This is a genomic window from Paenarthrobacter sp. PH39-S1 (assembly GCF_030063245.1).
In the GTDB taxonomy this organism is placed as follows: Bacteria; Actinomycetota; Actinomycetes; order Actinomycetales; family Micrococcaceae; genus Arthrobacter_M.
In genome coordinates this window covers 38179-55699 of sequence record NZ_JASISR010000002.1, presented here as the reverse complement: position 1 = coordinate 55699, position 17521 = coordinate 38179, and the positions used below count along the sequence as shown (strand labels likewise).

Here is a 17521-nt window from a genome sequence, read left to right as displayed (position 1 = left end):
CTCATTTTGCGCCCTTCCTGGCGGTCCTCGCCCCGGCTAGCGCCGGTGCGTCTTCTTTCCGGTGGCTGGCCCAAAAATGGTCTGAATCAACGCCGTTGGTCTCCACCTTCACGAAGGCCAGCTGCTGGGCAGGATCGGCATCCGGGCGCAGCGACCGGCCGGCAAAGCGGTCCCCGGTGGAGAAATCGCGCGGGGACGGCACGGTGCCCGGGATCTGGTGCAGACGCACCGCATCGGCCTCGATTGAGAGCACCGCACCCAACAGACCGCGGGTGTACTCATGCATCGGATTCTGCAGCAGCTCGGACGCCTGCGCGGACTCAACCACCTGACCGGCGTACATCACGGCGACCCGGTGTGCCAGCGACGCCACCAGGGCCAGGTCGTGGCTGACGAAGACCATCGCGAAGCCGAGCTGTTCACGCAGCTCGTTGAGCAGATCCACCACCTGCTTCTGCACGGTGACGTCCAGCGCCGTCGTCGGTTCATCCGCGACCACAATGCGCGGTGAGCGCGAGAGCGCCATGGCAATGAGCACGCGCTGGCGCTGGCCGCCGGAGAGCTCGTGCGGGTAGCTCTTGAGCGTGCGTTCCGGATCCAGCTTGACCAGCTCCAGCAGTTCCCTGGGAGTCTTGCGGCCGTTCCGCTTGGTCAGCTGGCTCATCTGATCCTTGATCAGCATGGAAGGGTTCAGGGAGCTCAGCGCGTCCTGGTAGACCATTGCGATCTGCTCGCCGCGGAGTCCTTCGTAGGCTTTCGCATCGCTCTTCCCCGCAGCTGAATCCAGCAGCTCTTTGCCATCGAACGTGATCGATCCGGTGATCCTGGCCGTCTTGGGCAACAGGCCCATGACTGCCAGTGAGGTGATGGATTTACCGCAGCCGGATTCTCCGACGAGGCCCATCGTTTCGCCTTCGCGGACAGTGAAGCTGACATTGTCTACGATCGCTGTTTCGCCGAATCGCGCCGGGAAGCGGATGGACAGGTTCTTGACCTCGAGCACAGTGCGTGTGGTGTGACCGACCTGGGGGAGACGGTCCGTGCGCTGCTCTTCGATGCCGCGCAACAGTGTGAGCTCGTGATCGAGCAGGGCAAAGGGATCGGCCTTCGCCACCTCCGGGTTGCTGAGCACGTCCGCCAGCTCGGAATCGGTGACGATTTCCGCACCGGGCCCGCGCAGCTCAAACCGGTCCAGTTCATGACCTTCGACGACGGACGGCTGGGCGGGTGAGGTGGCGACCTCGGTATCCAGACCCTTGCGCGCAACGGCGGCGGCCGAGCCGTCGTCGTCGTTCACCTTCGGCGCCTTGCGCAGCCTTGGATTAACCATTGCATCGGTCAGACCCTCGGCCAGCACGTTCAGCGCCAGCACGGTCAGCAGGATGGTCAAACCGGCAAAGGTGGTGGCCCACCAGCCGCCGGAGAGGACCAGATTGCGGCCATAGGAGATCACATTGCCCCAAGACGGCGCGGGGTCCTGGATCCCGGCGCCGATGAAGGACAGCGAGGCCTCGAGGATGATCGCGTCGGCCACCATGACCGTGGCGAACACCAGAACCGGGGCCGCCGTGTTGCGCACGATGTGCTTGAGCAGAATATAGGTCCGCCCGGCCCCGATGACGCGCTCGGCCCGGACATAGTCCTCGCCGTACTGCGCCAGGACATTGGCGCGGACCACGCGGGCAATCTGCGGCGTATAAATTATCGCAATGGCCACAATGATGACCGGAACCGAATTACCAAAGGAAGCCAGCAGGACGGCGGCCAGCGCGATGCCGGGGAAAGCCATCAGCACGTCCATGATGCGCATGATGAGTTCGCTGATGGCCTTGGACGTCGTGGCCGCCAGAGAGCCCAGCGTGGCGCCCAGGATGATGGCCAGGATCACCGAGCCGAGGCCGATCTCCAGCGAGGACTGGGCGCCGTAGAGCAGGCGCGAGAAGACGTCGCGGCCCAGCCTGTCGGTGCCGAACCAGTTGTCCGCGCTGGGCGCTTGGGCCGGAATGCCGGTGGCGAGGGGATCCTGCGGCGCAATGACCGGGGCAAAAATGGCCATCAGGATGATGAAGATCAGGAAGAGCAGGGCAATTTTGGAGGAGAGGGCCAGGGCCTTGAACCGCAGCCCGGGAGCGCTCAACCGTTCGGCAAGTTTGCTGCGCATGGCTTAGACCGTCCTGATTCGGGGGTTGATGAGCAGGTAGAGCAGGTCGACAAGAATGTTCACCAGCACGAAGGTCACCGAAATGACGAGCACGACGCCCTGTACCAGATTGGTGTCCTTGTTGGTGATGCCGTTAAGGATCTGCTGGCCCATGCCGGGCAGGGAGAAGATCATTTCAATAACGACGGCGCCGCCTAGCAGGTACCCGACGCGCAGACCCAGCACGGTTACCGGGGTGACGAGCGCGTTGCGGAGGACATTCTTGGAGACGACTTCGCGGTACGGGACGCCGTTTCCGATGGCGGTCCGGACGTAGTCACGGTCCAGCTCTTCCACCATCGAGGTGCGGACCACGCGGATCAGTGATGCCGACACGGGGACGCCAAGGGCGAGGGCGGGGAGCGCCATGGAGCGGATCCAGCCGCTGAAACCTTCGGTTGGGTCGGCCAGGCCGCCGGAGGGGAAGATCGAGTTGGTGCCGAGGGCGAACCACTGGATCAGCAGGATGCCGAGCCAGAACGAGGGGGTGGCGATGGCGGCGATGGAGAATACGCGGATGAGCTGGTCCACCCAGGTATCACGGTAGAGCGCGGCCAGTACGCCAAAGGCCAGCGCCAGCACGATCGCAATGAGCACGCCGAGGAAGGTCAGCTGGAGCGTGAGCGGGAAGGCCTGGGTGATGACGTCCGTGATGTTTTTCTGCGGAGGCAGGGTCTTGCCGAAGTCTCCGGTAATCAGATTTCCCAGATACCTGAAGTACTGCAGGAACATCGGATCGTTGAGGCCGTTTTCCACCCGGTACTGCTGCAGGGCTTCAGGAGTTGCACCTTCGCCGAGGGCTGCCACGGCGCGGTCGCCTGGGGCAAACTGCAGCACCACGAAGACCAGCAGGGTGACACCCAGGATCATCAGCGGAAGTGCTGCGAGCCGGCGTCCCAGCAGTCGCAATAACATTACCAATTTGTTTCTCCGGTTTTTATTGGTTTATCCGCAGTGGGTGCTGCGTCGTGGATTGAGACGTTCTGAGACCAGAGGGGCCATAGCCCGGGGGCCACAGCCCCTCTGGTCTGTGCTCTGCGGGTGGAAGCTAAGCCGTCCTGCCGACGCCGATAAAGCTCAGGCCCGTGGTCGGGAGCGGCGCGAAGCCCGAGAGCTTCTTGCTGTCCCAGGCGGTGGGGAGCTTGCGGTGGAAGATCGGGTAGAGCGGGGCTTCGTCGGCAACGATGTCAATGATTTCCTTGTACAGCTTCTTGGCGGCGTCCCCGGTGGCCTGCGTGGCCTGGTTCATCTTGGTCTGAACCGTGGCGTATGCCGGCTGGTCGGCCCAGCCGAAGCGGTTCTTGGCCCAGACATCGCCCCGGTAGAACCAGCTCAGCAGGATATCCGCGTCGTTGCCGAAGACGGACGGGTCGCCGGGGGCGGCGACGACGTCGTACTTCAGACCGCCAACCTTGTCGGGTGCATAGACGGCCGAGGAGGCCAGCGCTTCCAGGGTTGTGCTGACGCCGATGGCATCCCAGTTCTTCTTGATCAGCGGGCTGACGTCCTTGACCCAGGCGGTGTCCGTGGTGGTGAGCGTCAGGGACAGATTGCTGACCCCGGCATCGGAGAGCATCTTCTTTGCCTTGTCCGCATCGAAGCCGTAGACCGTGGCGGCCTTCTGGTAATCGGGGTGCGTGGGCTGGAAGTAGGATGTGGCCGCCGTTGCGTTCCCCAGCAGCGCCGTCTTGATGATGGCGTCCTTGTCCAACGCGTAATGCAGCGCCTGGCGGACTTCCTTCTTGTTGTACGGAGCCTTGGAGCAGTTGAACATCAGGAACAGCAGCCCGAAGGACTGCACGGACTCGACCTGGACCTTGGACTTCAGGCCGTCGACGTCCAGGTACGGGACGTCTTCGATGGCCTGCACCCGGCCGGACTGGACGGCGGTCACACGGGCGGATGCGTCGGAGAGCAGGAACCAGGTCATGCCCTTGGCCAGCGCCGGCTTCGGACCGTTGTAGGCGTCATTGCGCTCAAAGACGATCTTGTCGTCCTTGGCGGCGGAGACGAACTTGTAGGGGCCGGTGCCGATGGGCTTGGCGTCGAAGGCCTTCTGGTCGGCGGAAGCGAGTGCCTTCGGGACCACCTTCACCACGGAGATGCGCGGGCCAAAGCCGGCGAACGGACTGGACAGCTTGAACTCAACGGTCTTGGCGTCGACTGCTGTGACGGACTGGATGAAGGGAATGAACTGCGCGAAGAGGGCCTTGCTGGCCGGATCCAGGACCCGGGTGAAGGAGTACACAACGTCTTCGGTGGTGACGGGCGTGCCGTCATGGAACAGCGCGCCATCGCGCAGCGTCACCTGGTAGGTGGTGTCGTCAATCTTCTTCGGGTCTGCGGCGGCCAGTGCGTTATACGGTTCCCGGGTGGCGGGGTGGAGCTCAACGAGGCCCTCGAAGATGTGCAGGTTTGCAGCCAGCGGAGTCGCTCCCGAGGAGGACATTGGGTCGAATCCGGTGGACAGTGAGTACGAGATGCCGGCCTCGATCGTCAGGTCCTTGTTAACCGCCGCGGTATTGGCGGCCGCGGACGTCGTCGTTGTCGACGAGCTGCCACACGCGGCCAGCGTGCCGGCGAACGCTGTTGCGGTGCCGAGGACGCCTGCCAGCTTTAGGAAGTTGCGACGCGACGCATCCTTTACCAAAGGCAGTTTCTCAAAAGTGCTACTCATATGGGCTCACCGTTTCGAAAGTTAGATATCGGACGTAGGACGTCCGATGCTTATAGTAAAACTGTAAGAGAGGTCACAGCCTCAGGTCAAGCGGATGGCAGGTCACAAGTTTATTACGGTGCGTGCCCAGGTGCCCGGGCACCGCATTGTCCCTGCTCTTCGGGCTGGTCCCTGCGGGCTCGTTTCATCCCGACATCGGACATCCGATATCATATGTTGCAGATCACTTGATTCGTGGCGCCAGCGGCGGTCATCTATGTTCGCACCATTTCCTAAGGAGTCAGATTGGCGACATCGGCAGTCGTACCGCAGGCACGATTCAGCGCGCAGACACGCTTGCGCGCCCTGCAGGCGGACATAATGGAGCTTATTTTGGACCGGGAGCTGGAGGCCGGCGATCCGCTGCCGACCGAAAGTGAACTCTCCTTGGCGCTGGGCGTAGGCCGCAATACGCTGCGAGAGTCACTGAAGGTGCTGCAGGCCCTGGGCGTGCTGGAAATCCGCCATGGCTTTGGCATGTTTGTCGCGCCCAGCAACTTCGAGGCGCTGGCCGACGGTCTGACTTTCCGTGGCCGGCTCTCGTTGCGGCACGAGGGACTCGAGGCACTGCAGCTTGTGGATGTCCGCCAGGCCCTGGAATCCGGGCTGATCGGAAGCTCCATTGACGTGATGACCGCGGAGCAGCTTGCCCGCATCGAAGCAGCCGTAGCACGGATGGAGCAGCTCGCGGCGCGGGGGGAGAGCTTCACCGAAGCCGATGCGCAATTCCACTCGCTGCTTTTTGAGCCGCTGGCCAATGACCTGCTCACCAGCCTGATGGACGTTTTCTGGAAGGTATACCGGAAGATCCATGTTGAAATCGGCGCTGAGACGGGCGATCTCACCGCCATAGCTGCCGTGCACCGGAGTATTTACAATGCCGTGGCGCTGAAGGACAAGACGCTGTCCTCGGAACTGCTGAACCGTCACTTTGACGGGATCCGGAACCGAATTGCCGAGGTTGTCGCGGTCTGACGGCTGCGGTGGACGTTGGCAGCTTTTAGGCCCGTTAAAAAGAGCCCCTGACCAGCGTTTCCGCGGGTCAGGGGCTCTTTTTTTGGTGCGCGCGAAGGGATTCGAACCCCCAACCTTCTGATCCGTAGTCAGATGCTCTATCCGTTGAGCTACGCACGCATTCTTCAAACCGGCCCTCAAGCCGTATGCAACTTTAGCGTGAACACGGCCCAGTCACAAACCGGCGACGTCGTGTTTCCTCTTACTAGACCGGTCTACGTGATTCGTCTCACACAAATAATGTCCGTTCCGAGGAGAAATCCCCGGAATGTAGGGATATTTTCTCACGTCGGGGAAAGGAGATCCTACCTCCGGTCCCGGGAATAGCCGTGGTCGAGCCCCTAGCATTTATCACACACCGCCGACCCCGATGAAGGGAAAAGTCATGAGCGTTACGCCACTGCAGCAGTCTGTCGATCAGGCTCCGACTACGAATCAGCGCCTGCTTGATTGGGTGGCAGAGGTTGCCGCGCTCACCCAGCCGGATAAAATCCATTGGGTAGACGGCTCGGCGGGCGAATACGTACGCCTCACGGATGAAATGGTCGAGGCGGGCACCCTTGTCCGGCTGAATCCGGAGAAGTTCCCGAATTCGTTTGCCGGCTTCTCCGACCCCAAAGACGTGGCCCGGGTTGAAGAACAGACCTACATTTGTTCCAAAAACGAGCACGACGCCGGTTTCACCAACAATTGGATGGAACCGGAGCAGATGAAGGAGAAGCTGCGCGGCCTCTTCGCCGGCTCGATGCACGGGCGGACGATGTACGTCATTCCGTTCGTAATGGGGCACTTGGAAGCCGATGACCCCAAGTTCGGCGTGGAGATTACGGACAGCGCCTATGTAGTGGCCTCGATGCGGATCATGGCGCGCATCGGAACTCCCGTGCTCCGTAAACTGGAGGAACTGGATGCTTTCTTCGTACCGGCGCTGCACACCGTGGGAGCACCACTGCTCGATGGCCAGCCGGATGTCGCCTGGCCATGCAATGAGGAGAAGTGGATTGTGCACTTCCCGGAAGAGCGCGCCATCTGGTCTTATGGCTCCGGTTACGGCGGAAATGCCCTGCTGGGTAAAAAGTGCTATGCCCTGCGGATCGCCTCCGTGATGGCCCGCGACGAAGGTTGGCTGGCCGAGCACATGCTGATCCTTAAGCTGACTTCCCCGGAGCAAAAGACCTACTACATCACAGCGGCTTTCCCATCCGCATGCGGCAAGACGAACCTGGCGCTGCTGGATCCCACCATCAAGGGCTGGAAGGTGGAGACGCTGGGGGATGACATCACCTGGCTGCGCTTCGGTAAGGCCGGCCAGTTGCGCGCGGTTAATCCCGAGGATGGACTCTTCGGCGTCGCACCGGGCACGGGTTGGAGCACCAACCCCAATGCGATGCGGGCCATTGCCAAGGGCAATTCCATCTTCACGAACGTTGCACTCACGGACGACGGCGGCGTCTGGTGGGAGGGCATGACCGAGGAGACTCCGGCGCACCTGACCGACTGGCGCGGGGATTCCTGGACTCCGGATTCCGGCACTACCGCCGCGCATCCGAACTCGCGTTTCTGTACGCCGATCCATCAGGTCGACATGCTGGCACCGGAATACGATGAGCCCAACGGGGTGCCGATCTCCGCAATTCTGTTCGGCGGCCGGCGCAAGACCACCATTCCGCTCGTCACGCAGGCCCGCGACTGGACTAATGGCATTTTTATGGGTTCTACGTTGTCCTCGGAAACGACGGCGGCCGCCGCCGGCCAGGTGGGCGTGGTGCGGCGGGATCCGATGGCCATGCTGCCGTTCATTGGCTACGACGCCGGCGACTACCTCAAGCACTGGCTGGAACTGAGCAAGACGGGAAATCAGGACAAGCTGCCGCAGATTTTCCTGGTCAACTGGTTCCGGCGGAAGGCAGACGGTTCCTTCGCATGGCCAGGCTTCGGGGACAATGCCCGAGTGCTGAAATGGGCCATCGAACGCCTCGAAGGGACGGCCGAAGCGGTGGAAACCCCCATCGGCTATGTCCCCGCCCCTGGTTCCCTGGATGTGAGCGGTCTGGATCTGAGTGCCGAAGATGTGGCCGCGGCCGTCCGGGTAGACCCGGCGGAGTGGGCCACCGAGGCCGAGAGCATCCAGCAGTGGTACAGCCGGTTCGGCGATTCCCTCCCGGACGAGTTGGCTGCGGAGCTGGAAGGCCTGAAGTCCAGACTGGGCTGACATTCCCGTGGTGAAACCGACCCGCCGATTGGATTCGGCGGGTCGGTTTTTCTGTTCCGGATACTGTTGATGGGTGCGAATAAACGCTTTTTCGGATTTGTGCCTGCGCGTCGTCATGCTGTTGGCGGCCCCTGAGTACGCCTCCCCGCAGGTCACCTCCCCGCAGGGTAGCGCCGTGAAGGGAAGTGCCCTGCTGACCTCACAGCAGATTGCCGACAGTGTCGGCATCCCCTACAACCACGTCAGCAAGGCGGTGATCCGGCTTCGCGAACTGGGTCTGGTGGACGTCACCCGTGGACGAGGTGGGGGCGCCGTCATCAGCAGCCGCGGCCGGAGCGCGACCGTGGGCTGGCTGCTGCGGAGGCTGGATGTCCGGCCCGACGTGGCTGATTGCCACACCGCGAGCGGGGACTGTCCACTGAGCGACGGCTGCGGACTCCGCGGTGCCCTTGCGCGCGCCCGGGAGGCCTTCTATGCCGAGCTCGACGACGTCGTCATCGCGTCCCTCGCGGAGAACCGCCAAAGCGGCCGCGTCTTTGTGGCCTTGGACACAGTGTTCCGTTCCTGACCCTCAATTCCGGGGTATCTCTGCGATCGGCAAAACTTTTTTCTACGAATCGTAGAAAACGTCCGAAATGTAGCATTTCAAATGCTAGTTTGGTCTTGTCGGTAATCACCAGTACCAAGGAGAAACCAATGCTTTCGGATCAGGCCCGTCCCATCGTAGAAGCCACCATGCCGCTGGTAGCGGAACGTCTGCCCAGGATCACTCCGAATTTCTACGCCAGAATGTTCGCGGCCCACCCGGAACTCCTCGACGGTCTGTTCAGCCGCTCCAACCAGGCCAGCGGCATACAGCAGCAGGCGCTCGCGGGCAGCATCGTCGCTTTCGCCTCGCACCTGGTGGCCCATCCGGATTCCGTCCCGGAGGCCGTGCTCTCCCGCATTGCCCACAAGCACGCTTCGTTGGGCATCGTGGAGGAGCAGTACCCGATCGTTTACAAGTACCTCTTTGAAGCCATCGCTGAGGAGCTGTCCGACGTGATCACCGACGAGATCGCCGGTGCCTGGAGCGAGGTCTACTGGCTGATGGCGCACGCGCTGATCAAGATCGAAAAAGGGCTGTACGCTCAGGCCGCCAATGACAAGCCCTTTTGCCCGTGGGTTCTGGTCAGCAAGGAGGTCGCCGGCATCGGCTCCATGACGTTCACCTTCGAGCCGGCCGACGATACACCCGTCAGCCCCTCCCGGCCGGGCCAGTTCATCACCATCAAGGTGCCCATGCCCGACGGTATCCACCAGGTCCGGCAGTACTCCCTGCACTCCGATACGCACGCGGCGCGGCGCGTTTTCACCACCAAGATCGACGTGGACGGTGAAGTGTCGCCGGTGCTGCACAACACCGTCAAGGTCGGGGACGTGCTGGAGCTTTCCAACCCCTACGGCGACGTCACCCTCGGCGACGGCGACCACCCGCTGGTGCTGGCTTCGGCCGGAATCGGCTGCACGCCCACGGCGTCAATTCTGCGTTCGCTGGTGGACAGCGGCTCCGACCGCGATGTGCTGGTGCTGCACGCGGACCAGGGGCTGGAGAACTGGGCACTGCAGAAGCAGATGAGCGCGGATGTGGAGAAGCTGGACTCGGCGGAGCTACAGCTCTGGCTTGAGCGTCCGGAGGAAGGATACAACAAGGGGTTCATGACCCTGGAGGGACTGGATATTCCGCAGGATGCCTCCGTTTACCTGTGCGGACCATTGCCGTTCATGAAGAGCATCCGCTCGCAGGCACTGGCCACGGGCATCCCCGCCGAGCGCATCCACTACGAGGTCTTCGGCCCCGATCTCTGGCTCGCTACCGCCTGACCCCGCCGGTTGACGGGGCCTGTCCCGGCCCCGGACCCCGTGGCTGATAATGACCTTGTTATGGATGATGCAGTCGGCGCCCATGTTTTTGAACAACATGGGCGCCGACTGCGTCGTCGATTAAAGTCGTCGATTAAAGGGGAGAAGTGCTAGATCCAGATTTGTGGCTCTTCCGCTTCCCAGACCGGCTCGCTGAAGTTCCATCCGGGTGTCCGCGTGTAGGCCTGCACCGCGGCAACGCAGACGCCGCTGCGGTGCTCGGTCACCACATGGATTGCATCGGTACCCTCGTCCGGCAGATGGATATCACAGACCATGGCGGCGGCCCGGTGCACGTCCTTCTGCTGGCGCAGCACCTCATACAGGTCCGCGATCATCGCGTCGGCGTCCAACCCGCCGTCGGCTTCGGGACTGGCGGCTTCGGGACTGTCGGCTTCGGGACTGGCGGATTCCGGACCGTCGGCGTGCGGCCCGCTCTCCGCGCCGGCAGGGGAGACGGTCAGCATACGGATCCCGCCGTCGTCGCCCACGGCCAGCGCAACCGGCAGGAACGCGCCGTGTGCCTCAAGCTGCTCTTGGGCGATGCCGAGAGCGGTCCCCAGCAGTTTGTTCAGGTCGCCCCTATCGGCGTCGTCGTGCGGCGTTTGGTCGGGTGCAGTTTGGTCGGGCAGCGCTTGGTCGAGCCCCGCTATAAGGGTGGCGCCCTGTACGCCGTCAGTGTCTTCCGCGGTCATTACTGGCGCACCAAGGCCAGAACGTCGTCGCGCGTGGAGATCATGGTCGCAGCATCGATGGCCTCGGCATTGAGCCGCAGGTACGGTTCGGTGTTGGAGGCCCGCAGATTAAACCACCACTCTCCGTTGTCCGCCGTGAAGGTCAGCCCGTCCAGCTCGTCCAGTGTCACGCCGTCGCGCTCATAGGCGGCGCGGACGCGGGCCACCGCGGCGGGAACGTCGGCCAGCCTGGAGTTGATTTCCCCGGAGGAGACGTAAGGTTCATATTCGCGACCGAGCTCGGAGAGCGGACCGTCCTGCTCGCCGAGGGCGGCCAGCACGTGCATGGCGGCCAGCATGCCGGTGTCGGCGTTAAAGAAGTCGCGGAAGTAATAGTGCGCGGAGTGCTCGCCGCCAAAAACCGCGGCTTCCTGCGCCATGACGGCCTTGATGAAGGAGTGCCCCACCCTGGTGCGGACCGGACGGCCACCGTCGGCCGTGACGAGTTCCGGAACGGCGCGGGAGGTGATCAGGTTGTGAATGATGACCGGTGTCAGTTCGGGAGCGCGGGTGGCGGACCCGGCCTTGGCGCGGGCGATCTCGCGGCGGGCCACCAGTGCAGTCACGGCGGACGGCGAAACGGGGGTGCCCTTTTCGTCGATCACAAAGCAGCGGTCGGCGTCGCCGTCGAACGCCAGACCAATGTTCGCGCCGTGGGCGACGACGGCGGCCTGCAGGTCGCGCAGGTTGGCCGGCTCGAGCGGGTTGGCCGGGTGATTGGGGAAGGACCCGTCCAGCTCGAAGTACAGCGGGACGATTTCAAACGGCAGCGCGGGGAGCAACTGGCTACCGAGCACGGCTGGGGTGGTCATGCCGGCCATTCCGTTACCGGCGTCGACGACGATCTTCAGCGGCCGGGATCCGCTCAAATCAACGAGGCTCCGCAGATACTCCGCGTATTCCCGGAGAACATCCTGCTCGCTGATGCTGCCGGTGGAACCGGCGCCAGGGATGCCCTCGGCAAGATATTTTTCACTCAGATGCTGGATCTCCACCAGCCCGGTCTCGGAGGAAACCGGGATGGCGCCCGCTTTGGCCATTTTGATTCCGTTGTATTCAGCGGGATTGTGGCTGGCCGTGAACATTGCACCGGCGGCCTGGAGCGAACCGCAGGCGAAGTACAGCTCATCCGTGGAGATCAGGTTCAGCAGCTTCACGTCGGCGCCGCGGGTTGTAGCGCCCCGGGCGAACGCGGCGCAGAACTCGGGGGAGGAGGGGCGCATATCGCCGCCCACCAGCACCGTCTGCCCGCCGAGTTCCAGAACATCCACGAAGGCGGCGCCGACCGCCTCGACGATATCCGCCGTGATTGTTTCGCCGACAATCCCGCGCACGTCGTAGGCCTTGAAGGAGCTGGAAAGGTCGATTCGGGTGTTTTCTACGCTAGTCACGTGCCTAGCGTAACGCGAGCGGACCTGCAAAGTGCGGAGCGCTTGCCGGGGTGGAGCGCTGAGCAGACTTATCCACACCGTCCGGCAGGCAAGGGCATCGTGTCAGGGCAGGCTGGAATACTGAGGGGATGATGCAGCAAAGCCTTCGACCCCAGACACACGATTCCGGCCGGTCCACCCGCGAACAGGCCCTGGCCGTCCTCTGCAAACTTGTTGGTTCCCCGGGCGCCCAATTCCACGACGGGCAGTTTGAAGCCATTGAGGCGCTGGTCGACGCTGGCCGGCGGGCATTGGTGGTCCAGCGCACCGGCTGGGGAAAGTCGGCAGTCTACTTCGTCGCGTCGTTGCTGCTGCGGGCCCGCGGCGCCGGTCCGACGCTCATCGTGTCTCCTCTGCTGGCGCTGATGCGGGACCAGGTGGCGGCTGCCGAGCGGGCCGGGGTTCGCGCCATGGCCATTAACTCTGCCAACACGACCGAGTGGGATCTGGTGCGCGAAGCGCTTGCGGCGGACGAGGTGGATGTGCTGCTGGTGTCGCCGGAGCGGCTTACAAACCCTTCGTTCCGCGAGAACCAACTGCCGGAGCTGGTCCGCCGGACCGGTCTGCTGGTGATTGATGAGGCGCACTGCATTTCCGACTGGGGGCATGATTTCCGGCCCGATTACCGGCGGATCGCGGACCTGATCGCCCGGCTGCCGGAAGATGTGCCCGTACTCGCCACCACAGCGACAGCCAACTCGCGCGTCGTCGCGGATATCGAGGAACAGCTGGGAACGGACGTCTTCACCATCCGCGGCGGACTGGCCCGCGAATCGCTGCGGCTGGGGGTTCTCCGGTTGCCTGATTCCCGCGACCGGCTCGGCTGGCTGCTCACACATCTGGACGAACTGCCGGGCAGCGGCATCATCTATACCCTCACCGTCTCCGCCGCCGAGGATACCGCCAGGATGCTTGCGGAGGCGGGGCATGCGGTTCTGCCCTACACCGGGCGGACGGATCCGATGGACCGTGAATCGGCCGAACAAAAGCTCAAGGAAAACCGTGTGAAGGCCCTGGTGGCGACCAGCGCGCTGGGGATGGGCTTCGACAAGCCGGATCTGGGTTTCGTGCTCCATTTGGGTGCTCCTTCCTCGCCCGTGGCCTACTACCAGCAGGTCGGGCGCGCCGGGCGCGGGTCCGCCAACGCGGATGTCCTCTTGCTTCCGGGCACGGAGGACAAGGACATCTGGCAGTACTTTGCGACGGCATCGATGCCCTCGGAGCAGAAGGCTGCCGCGGTGCTCGAAGCGCTCGCGGAGGCCGGTCGGCCCGTCTCCACGGTGGCCTTGGAAGCCCGGGTGGATCTGCGCCGGACTCCCCTGGAGCTGCTGCTGAAGGTGCTGGCCGTCGACGGCGCCGTGGAGCGCGCGGCAGGCGGCTGGCGGTCCACGGGGCAGGCCTGGGTATACGACGGGGAGCGTTACCGGCGGATTGCCGCTGCGCGCGTGAACGAGCAGGATTCGATGGTCGTTTACGAGCAGACTGCCGGTTGCCGGATGGAGTACCTCGCCGCTGCGCTCGATGATGACACCGCTGCGCCGTGCGGGCGCTGCGACAACTGCACGGACCGGTGGTTTTCGGACGCGGTGGACAGCTCTGCGGTGTCAAAAGCGGGCGAGACCCTCCGCCGTGCCGGCGTGATAGTCGAGCCACGCTTGCAGTGGCCCAGCGGAATGGACCGACTCGGCGTCCCGGTCAAGGGGAAACTCAAGCCGGAGGAGTTGAACGGAACCGGGCGGGCCCTCTCGCGGCTGACGGACCTGGGCTGGGGCGGGGCGCTGCGCACGCTCTTTGCCGCGGGGGCCGAGGATGCGGACGTCGATCCGGCCCTGCTGCAGGCCTGCGTCGGGGTCCTCCGGGACTGGGGCCAGTCCGGCTGGAGCGGTGAGGGCAGGCCGGCGGCAATAGTCGCGGTTCCGTCCCGCACGAAGCCACGCATCGTGCGGTCCCTGGCGGAGGGGATTTCCTCTGTGGGGCATCTTCCGCTGCTGGGGGAGTTGAGTTTGCTGCACGGCGGCCCCACCGGACAACGCGGCGGAAACAGTGCCTACCGTTTGGCCGGTGTCTGGGACCAGTTCGGCGTGGGCGCGGAGCTTGCACAGGCGCTGGAACCATTTGCCGGTCAGCCTGTCCTGCTCATCGATGACCTGGTGGACAGCCGCTGGACGCTCACCGTGGCGGGCCGGGCACTGCGCCAGGCCGGTGCCGGCGCGGTGTTACCGCTGGTGCTGGCGCAGGCAGGCTAAAGGCAGCAGCTATTCGCTGCCTCCGCAGGGATCACGCCATTCCAAGTGGGTATTTTCGTTGGTTCGTCGGGGGTTATGCTGCGGTCCCTCGTCGTGTTTGCTGGCGGTTGCTGGAGGGCCTGGATGATATCGGGCTGACGCTGCGCCACGAAGCGGACATCACGGGGACATCACCACGTTCGAAGCGACGCGGCCGGCCTTCAGACCGACGACTCTGCCCGTGCGGAGGTAGCCGGCGCCTGCTCCGGCGGTTCCCTGCCGGGATGGGGCAGATGCCCGGTTCAGCCGCACCCCCGAATTGTCGGTTACTCAAATACCTGGCAATACCTTCCGGTAGAAGTCCAGGTAACCAGCGCGGTCCTGATCGTGGCGGACCTCGTGCTGGGGTTCCGGTGCGGGCAACCCGAGCATGTGCAGGTGAGCGCGGCTGGGCGATTCGCCGGGCGACCCGGAGAGTCCGTCGGCGAAGTCCAGCACCCGCTGCACCCGTCCGATGTGGCTGGCGGACGGCAGCAGCAGCAAGGAAATTTCCATCTGCTCCCTGCGGACAGGACAGGATTTCAGTTCTCCCGGCAGGGGGCGCCTTGCAAGTATCCGGTCCAGGGCGGTAACACCCTCCAAAAGGGAAGCGCCACTACCGGATCGCCACTGCCAGATCGCCACTGCCAGATCCCGGGCCGTCCGCCCGCGACGGCACCGGTTTCGGACCGGGCCCCCGCTGCGGCACCCCGGTCATCGCGACGGCACCAGCTGCGGACGAAGGCACCCCACCGACCCACCCGCCTGGATCCAAACCCCCGACGAACTAACGCAAATGCCCACTAGTATGTGTGCCGGGGAATGAACCGTGTGTGCCGGGGGATGAATGCAGTCAGCACAACAGCCAGAACGGCGGCGGCAATGCCAATCACAAACGTCAGCTGAAATGCAGCGTGGGAGGGGAGTGAAGCGCTGCCCTGCGACACCGTCATACTGGCGAGCACCACGCTCATCACAGCGGCCGACGTCGACGTGCCGACCGAGCGCATCAGGGTATTCAGCCCGTTCGCGGACGCTGTTTCGCCGACCGGCACGGCCCCCATGATCAGGGCCGGCATCGAGGCATAGGCCAGACCGATGCCCGCACTGATGATCATTGCGGCCACCATGATCTGCCAGACTCCGCCACTGAGCAGCAGCGCAAAACAGTACCCGGCAGCGATGACGAACGCGCCGATCATCAGCGTGATACGCGGGCCGCGGCGGGCCGAAATGCGTGCCGAAACGGGGGAGAGCAGCATCATGATGATTCCGCCCGGCGCCAGCGTCAGCCCGGCATGAACCATGTCCAGACCCAAGCCGTAGCCGGTGGCTTTCGGAGACATCAGCAGCTGCGGCAAAGTAAGGGACATTCCGTACATGGCGAACCCGACCATGACCGAGGCCAGATTGGTGAAGAGCACCTGCCGGCGGGCGGAGACCCGCAGATCCACCAGCGGAGCCTCGGTCCGCAATTCGATGAAACCCCATGCCACCAGGATGACGGCGGCGGCGGCGAACATGCCAAGGGTTGTTGCCGATTCCCAGCCCCAGTCATTGCCCTTGCTGACGGCGAGCAACAGGGCAACCAGACCCAGGCTCAGGCCGAGCGCGCCAATGAAATCGAAGCGTGCCTTGGTGTGGACGGGAGATTCGGGAACGACGGCGATGACGGCAAGGGCGCTGAGCAGGCCCAGGGCCGCGGATATCCAGAAGAGGAGCTGCCAGCTGCCGCCCTGGGCAATCACGGCGGCCAATGGTAGACCGATCGCCCCGCCGACACCGAGGGTTGCGCTGACAATGGCCATGGCCGATCCCACCCGCTCGGGCGGGAGTTCATCGCGCAGAATGCTGATCCCCAGCGGAATGGCACCCATTGCGGCACCCTGCAGGACCCGGCCGGTCAGGACCAGCGGGAAGGATGCCGAGAGCGCACAGATAAGCGAGCCGATGATCAGCGACAGCATGCTGATGAGCAGCATCCGCCGTTTGCCGAGCATATCGCCCAGCCGGCCACTGACCGGGGTGACTACCGCGCCTGCGAGCAGTGTTGCGGTGATGGCCCAGGAGGCGTTCGAAGCCGAGGTGTTCAACAGTGTGGGCAGCTGTGGGATCAGCGGCACGATGAGGGTCTGCATCAGGGCGACGACGATGCCGCAGAAACACAAAGCGGAAATGATGACCCCGGCGTTGCGCGGCTTTGTTGCCGAGACCGGGGAGAGGGCTGTTGCCAGCTGGGTCATGGGGGTCCTCAAGAATTGCAGTTCAAAATTGTTCAATGTGTAGTATACATTTAATATGCATAATACATAGTCATGTGGGATACGGTGCGCGGAGCGGCCGCCAGGCCATTCCAGGGCATTCTTCAGAATCTGCTGATGGTGCGCGCCCGGCGGGGGAACCGCGCCCTAGACTGAGGACCGACCGGCAGATTCGGGCGCACTACAACTTTCGTGGAATCTGCGGATGCGGACCGGAGGGGACGAATGCGCGCGAAGAGGGAAATGTTCGAGATAATGGAGCGGGAGCTGACACTGCTGTCCCGGCACTATCTGCACGTGCAAAGCGGTGACCAGACATTGGAGCGGTCCGCGTATGTGCTGCTGGGACGTTTGGAGATCAGCGACCCGATGACCCTCAAGGAACTGGCGGGGGCCTTTGCCCTGGACGTTTCCACCATCAACCGGCAAATCGCGTCGCTGCAGCGGCACGGGTTGGTGGAACGGACGTCGGATCCTGACGGCGGAATGGCCCGCAGATTCAGACCGACGCCGGCCGGGCTGGAAAAGCTGGCGCGGGACCGCGAACTTAATGCCGATGGCGTCAAGCGCGTGGTGGGCGGCTGGAGTGTCGAGGACATGGGCCGCCTGACGGAGCTGCTGACCCGGTTCAACCGGGAAATTGAAGCACTGGAGGGCCGGCCGTGGCCGCGCTGACCCCGCTGCCCCCGGACCAGTAGGAGGATATATCCGGGCACCGGATGTATTTGCCTTTACTGCGCCGGTATGCCGTAGTGGTCTAGCGCGGCAGGACGACAGACCCTAGGGTG

13 protein-coding genes, 1 tRNA gene and 1 pseudogene are annotated in these 17521 nt (G+C 63.8%); 7 read left to right on the top strand and 8 right to left on the bottom strand.

The genetic code is table 11. From position 1 onward, the window contains the following. Nucleotide 1: 1 nt before the first annotated feature. The 3 genes from QMG52_RS01470 to QMG52_RS01460 form a co-directional block, all read right to left on the bottom strand. Nucleotides 2-2161, bottom strand: coding sequence for a dipeptide/oligopeptide/nickel ABC transporter permease/ATP-binding protein (locus QMG52_RS01470; protein WP_283558668.1), 2160 nt, complete (start codon nucleotides 2159-2161; stop codon nucleotides 2-4). Between the two features lie 3 nt (nucleotides 2162-2164). Beyond that, nucleotides 2165-3121 (bottom strand): ABC transporter permease subunit, encoded by a 957-nt coding sequence (locus QMG52_RS01465; protein WP_283558667.1) that lies wholly within the window; start codon nucleotides 3119-3121, stop codon nucleotides 2165-2167. 127 nt (nucleotides 3122-3248) lie between these two features. Next, nucleotides 3249-4877: an ABC transporter substrate-binding protein gene (locus QMG52_RS01460; protein WP_283558666.1), complete on the bottom strand. Its 1629-nt coding sequence runs from the start codon at nucleotides 4875-4877 to the stop codon at nucleotides 3249-3251. Nucleotides 4878-5162: 285 nt separating this feature from the next. On the opposite strand from QMG52_RS01460, the gene QMG52_RS01455 reads away from it, so the two are divergent. Then, nucleotides 5163-5891, top strand: a complete 729-nt coding sequence (locus QMG52_RS01455; protein WP_283558665.1) for a FadR/GntR family transcriptional regulator — start codon at nucleotides 5163-5165, stop codon at nucleotides 5889-5891. Between the two features lie 83 nt (nucleotides 5892-5974). Here the strand turns inward: QMG52_RS01455 and QMG52_RS01450 are convergent. Next, nucleotides 5975-6050 (bottom strand) — tRNA-Arg (locus tag QMG52_RS01450). A 265-nt stretch (nucleotides 6051-6315) separates the two neighbouring features. Here QMG52_RS01450 and QMG52_RS01445 point away from each other — a divergent pair. From QMG52_RS01445 to QMG52_RS01435, 3 genes are all read left to right on the top strand, one after another. Continuing rightward, nucleotides 6316-8142: a phosphoenolpyruvate carboxykinase (GTP) gene (locus QMG52_RS01445; RefSeq protein ID WP_283558664.1), complete on the top strand. Its 1827-nt coding sequence runs from the start codon at nucleotides 6316-6318 to the stop codon at nucleotides 8140-8142. Nucleotides 8143-8215: 73 nt separating this feature from the next. Continuing rightward, nucleotides 8216-8710 carry an RrF2 family transcriptional regulator gene (locus QMG52_RS01440; protein ID WP_283558663.1) on the top strand — a complete coding sequence of 165 codons (495 nt, stop codon included), beginning with the start codon at nucleotides 8216-8218 and terminating at the stop codon, nucleotides 8708-8710. A 128-nt stretch (nucleotides 8711-8838) separates the two neighbouring features. Further along, a complete protein-coding gene (locus QMG52_RS01435; protein WP_283558662.1) occupies nucleotides 8839-10005 on the top strand; it encodes a globin domain-containing protein in 1167 nt (388 codons plus the stop codon). Between the two features lie 149 nt (nucleotides 10006-10154). On the opposite strand, the gene QMG52_RS01430 is transcribed toward QMG52_RS01435, so the two are convergent. Continuing rightward, complete coding sequence (locus QMG52_RS01430; RefSeq protein WP_283558661.1) at nucleotides 10155-10739, bottom strand: hypothetical protein; 585 nt, start codon at nucleotides 10737-10739, stop codon at nucleotides 10155-10157. After that, on the bottom strand, nucleotides 10739-12169 hold the full coding sequence (locus tag QMG52_RS01425) for a phosphomannomutase/phosphoglucomutase (RefSeq protein ID WP_283558660.1): 1431 nt from the start codon (nucleotides 12167-12169) through the stop codon (nucleotides 10739-10741). The genes QMG52_RS01430 and QMG52_RS01425 overlap by 1 nt, the downstream gene beginning before the upstream one ends. Nucleotides 12170-12300: 131 nt before the next feature. On the opposite strand from QMG52_RS01425, the gene QMG52_RS01420 reads away from it, so the two are divergent. Both QMG52_RS01420 and QMG52_RS01415 read left to right on the top strand, forming a co-directional pair. After that, the gene (locus tag QMG52_RS01420; protein WP_502920430.1) at nucleotides 12301-14454 is read left to right on the top strand and encodes a RecQ family ATP-dependent DNA helicase; all 2154 of its coding nucleotides are present in this window, start codon (nucleotides 12301-12303) and stop codon (nucleotides 14452-14454) included. 101 nt (nucleotides 14455-14555) lie between these two features. Continuing rightward, nucleotides 14556-14686 (top strand): annotated as a pseudogene (locus QMG52_RS01415) (3-isopropylmalate dehydratase small subunit); the annotation flags it as partial. 77 nt (nucleotides 14687-14763) lie between these two features. Here the strand turns inward: QMG52_RS01415 and QMG52_RS01410 are convergent. Both QMG52_RS01410 and QMG52_RS01405 read right to left on the bottom strand, forming a co-directional pair. Then, complete coding sequence (locus QMG52_RS01410; protein ID WP_283558658.1) at nucleotides 14764-14988, bottom strand: hypothetical protein; 225 nt, start codon at nucleotides 14986-14988, stop codon at nucleotides 14764-14766. A gap of 287 nt (nucleotides 14989-15275) precedes the next feature. Further along, nucleotides 15276-16715: an MFS transporter gene (locus QMG52_RS01405; protein ID WP_283558657.1), complete on the bottom strand. Its 1440-nt coding sequence runs from the start codon at nucleotides 16713-16715 to the stop codon at nucleotides 15276-15278. Between the two features lie 261 nt (nucleotides 16716-16976). Between QMG52_RS01405 and QMG52_RS01400 the strand changes: the two genes are divergently transcribed. Then, nucleotides 16977-17408, top strand: coding sequence for a MarR family winged helix-turn-helix transcriptional regulator (locus tag QMG52_RS01400; RefSeq protein WP_283558656.1), 432 nt, complete (start codon nucleotides 16977-16979; stop codon nucleotides 17406-17408). The last annotated feature ends 113 nt before the right edge of the window (nucleotides 17409-17521 follow it).

Bases quoted from the DNA above. Each gene is read 5' to 3' on its own strand.
- QMG52_RS01470 (WP_283558668.1), bottom strand. From the start codon at position 2,161: ATGCGCAGCAAACTTGCCGAACGGTTGAGCGCTCCCGGGCTGCGGTTC.
- QMG52_RS01460 (WP_283558666.1), bottom strand. From the start codon at position 4,877: ATGAGTAGCACTTTTGAGAAACTGCCTTTGGTAAAGGATGCGTCGCGT.
- QMG52_RS01445 (WP_283558664.1), top strand. From the start codon at position 6,316: ATGAGCGTTACGCCACTGCAGCAGTCTGTCGATCAGGCTCCGACTACG.
- QMG52_RS01435 (WP_283558662.1), top strand. From the start codon at position 8,839: ATGCTTTCGGATCAGGCCCGTCCCATCGTAGAAGCCACCATGCCGCTG.
- QMG52_RS01430 (WP_283558661.1), bottom strand. From the start codon at position 10,739: ATGACCGCGGAAGACACTGACGGCGTACAGGGCGCCACCCTTATAGCG.
- QMG52_RS01420 (WP_502920430.1), top strand. From the start codon at position 12,301: ATGCAGCAAAGCCTTCGACCCCAGACACACGATTCCGGCCGGTCCACC.
- QMG52_RS01410 (WP_283558658.1), bottom strand. From the start codon at position 14,988: ATGGAAATTTCCTTGCTGCTGCTGCCGTCCGCCAGCCACATCGGACGG.
- QMG52_RS01405 (WP_283558657.1), bottom strand. From the start codon at position 16,715: ATGACCCAGCTGGCAACAGCCCTCTCCCCGGTCTCGGCAACAAAGCCG.
- QMG52_RS01400 (WP_283558656.1), top strand. From the start codon at position 16,977: ATGTTCGAGATAATGGAGCGGGAGCTGACACTGCTGTCCCGGCACTAT.